Source organism: Mesorhizobium sp. M7A.F.Ca.CA.004.06.1.1, assembly GCF_003999135.1.
In the GTDB taxonomy this organism is placed as follows: domain Bacteria; phylum Pseudomonadota; class Alphaproteobacteria; order Rhizobiales; family Rhizobiaceae; genus Mesorhizobium.
On record NZ_RZPQ01000751.1, the window covers coordinates 1 to 2839 of the forward strand.

A 2839-nucleotide genomic window follows, 5' to 3' on the forward strand; every position below is an offset into this window, starting at 1 on the left:
GAGCCGGAAGTTATCGCCAAGTCGTCGAACTACGTGCTCTACGCAAACGGCAACAAGGCTTCGCAGCAATTCGTCGACAAGGCATTGTTGAGGATCCTTCGGTTTATCCCGATGCCGAGACCATAAAGAAGCTCTACACCGTCTCGCCATACGATCCCAAGACCCAGCGCGTCATCACGCGCACCTGGACCAAGATCGTCACTGGCCAGTAAGCAATCCGACACGGTCCCGGCAGCCACCTGCCGGGACCGTTTCTACCTGGGGCAAGAAGCAAGAAAATCAGGACGGAGTGGGATATGAAATCGCTTGGCAGCATCCGCAGGGATTTTGCACCGTGGAACGACCCGAATGCCAAGCCGTACATCCAGTTCGACAACGTCACCAAGAAGTTCGGTGACTTCACCGCCGTCAACAATCTGTCTCTGACCATCTTCGAGCGCGAGTTCTTCGCGCTGCTCGGCGCCTCCGGTTGCGGAAAGTCGACGCTGCTCAGGATGCTCGCCGGCTTCGAGGAGCCGACAGCCGGCCGCATTCTGCTTGACGGCCAGGATCTGCGTGGCATCCCGCCCTACCGGCGGCCTGTCAACATGATGTTCCAGTCCTATGCGCTGTTCCCGCATATGACGGTCGAGAACAACATCGCCTTCGGTCTCAAGCAGGACGGCATGCCGAAGCCCGAAATCGCATCGCGCGTTGCCGAGATGCTGAAGCTGGTCAAACTCGAGCAGTTCGCCAAGCGCAAGCCGCACCAACTATCCGGCGGCCAGCGCCAGCGCGTCGCGCTCGCCCGCTCGGTCGCCAAGCGGCCGAAGGTGCTGCTGCTCGACGAGCCGCTCGGCGCGTTGGACAAGAAGCTGCGCGAAGAGACGCAGTTCGAACTGATGGATTTGCAGCAGAACCTCGGCCTGACCTTCGTCGTCGTCACCCACGACCAGGAAGAGGCGATGACCATGGCCGATCGCATCGCCATCATCGACAAGGGCGAGGTGATGCAGGTGGCAACGCCGGCCGAAGTCTACGAGGCGCCGGGATCGCGCTTCGTCGCCGGCTTCGTCGGCAATGTGAACATGTTCGAGGGCAAGATCGCGCGTGGCGAGGCCGGCAGCGCCAGCATCGATGCCGGCAACGGCCTCACCATCCGCACCGACAATGCCGGCACCGCCGGCGCCGGGACGGCCGTCACCTTCGCCATCAGGCCCGAAAAGATCAAGGTGTCGTCGAAAAAGCCGGCCGAGGCGGTCAACGCCATCGAGGGCGAGGTCTACGACATCGCCTATCTCGGCGACATGACCGTCTACCATGTCAGGCTGGACGACGGCCAGGTGGTGCGCGCGAGCACCATGAACGCGGCCCGTATCACCGAGGATCCGTTGAGCTGGAACGACCGCGCCTGGGTTTCCTTCCGGCCCGATGCCGGCGTCGTGCTGACGCGGTAGGGGCGACCATGTCGAGCGCCGCCGTCACCACCTCATCAGCCTCTCCGGCATCCAATGCCGGCAAATCCATCCTTGCCAGGCTGGGTGCTGCCTTCGTTGGCCGACTGGTCATCATCATCCCGTATGTCTGGCTGCTGTTTTTCTTCCTCATTCCGTTCGTCATCGTCTTCAAGATCTCGCTGTCGCAGACGGCAATCGCCATTCCGCCCTATACGCCGGCGCTCGATTTCAGCGGCGGCATTTCCGGGTTCCTGGCTCAGCTGAAGCAACTCAGCCTCGACAATTACGCCTGGCTGACGCAGGACGCCCTCTACTTCAACGCCTATGTAACCAGCGTCATCATCGCCGCGGTCTCGACGGTCCTGACATTGCTCGTCGGCTACCCCATCGCCTATGGCATGGCGCGCGCGCCGGCGACGATCCGCCCGACCTTGCTGATGCTGGTGATCCTACCGTTCTGGACCTCGTTCCTGATCCGGGTCTACGCCTGGATCGGCATTCTCAAGCCCGAAGGGCTGCTCAATCAGCTGCTGCTCGCCACCGGCGTCATCCACCAGCCGCTGATCATCCTCAACACCTATACGGCGATCTTCATCGGCATCGTCTATTCCTACCTGCCGTTCATGGTGTTGCCGCTCTATTCCGCGCTTGAGAAGATGGACTATTCGCTGATCGAGGCAGCCAAGGATCTCGGCTGTCCGCCGACAAGTGCGTTCTGGAAGATCACCTTCCCGCTGTCGCTGCCCGGCGTCATCGCCGGCTGTCTGCTGGTGTTCATTCCGGCCGTCGGCGAGTTCGTCATTCCCGATCTGCTCGGCGGCTCGCAGACGCTGATGATCGGCAAGACGTTGTGGAACGAGTTCTTCGCCAATCGCGACTGGCCGGTATCGTCGGCCGTTGCCGTCATCCTGCTGTTGCTGCTGATCGTGCCGATCATGCTCTTCCAGCGGGCCCAGGCGCGCGCTCAGGAAATGGACAGGTGACCTCATGAACGCCACCTGGAGCCGCTTCAACATCACTTCGATCGTGCTTGGCTTTGCCTTTCTCTATCTGCCGATCGTGCTGCTCATCGTCTTCTCGTTCAACGAGTCGAAACTGGTTACGGTCTGGGGCGGTTTCTCGACCAAATGGTACGTCTCGCTGTTCCACAATCAGGGCCTCATGGACGCGACCTGGGTGACGGCGCGCGTTGGCCTGATCTCGGCCACGGTAGCGACCGTTCTCGGCACGCTGGCGGCACTCACCTTGACCCGCTACACGCGCTTCAAGGGCAGGGTGCTGTTCTCCGGCATGGTCTTTGCGCCGCTGGTCATGCCGGAAGTGATCACCGGCCTGTCGCTGCTGCTGCTCTTCGTCGCGGTCGGGCTCGACCGTGGCTTTCTCACCGTGACGCTCGCCCATAT

General features: G+C 61.6%; 2 protein-coding genes and 2 pseudogenes. All 4 read left to right on the forward strand.

Annotated features, from left to right (window positions below; genetic code table 11):
* Positions 1-212: pseudogene (locus EN906_RS29535) on the forward strand (spermidine/putrescine ABC transporter substrate-binding protein PotF); the annotation flags it as partial.
* Between the two features lie 84 nt (positions 213-296).
* Entirely contained in the window at positions 297-1436 is a 1140-nt protein-coding gene (locus tag EN906_RS29540) for an ABC transporter ATP-binding protein (protein ID WP_127272201.1), read from the forward strand.
* A gap of 8 nt (positions 1437-1444) precedes the next feature.
* Positions 1445-2419 carry an ABC transporter permease subunit gene (locus EN906_RS29545; protein WP_127272202.1) on the forward strand — a complete coding sequence of 325 codons (975 nt, stop codon included), beginning with the start codon at positions 1445-1447 and terminating at the stop codon, positions 2417-2419.
* A gap of 4 nt (positions 2420-2423) precedes the next feature.
* Positions 2424-2839: pseudogene (locus tag EN906_RS29550) on the forward strand (putrescine ABC transporter permease PotI); the annotation flags it as partial.

Bases quoted from the DNA above. Each gene is read 5' to 3' on its own strand.
- EN906_RS29540 (WP_127272201.1), top strand. From the start codon at position 297: ATGAAATCGCTTGGCAGCATCCGCAGGGATTTTGCACCGTGGAACGAC.
- EN906_RS29545 (WP_127272202.1), top strand. From the start codon at position 1,445: ATGTCGAGCGCCGCCGTCACCACCTCATCAGCCTCTCCGGCATCCAAT.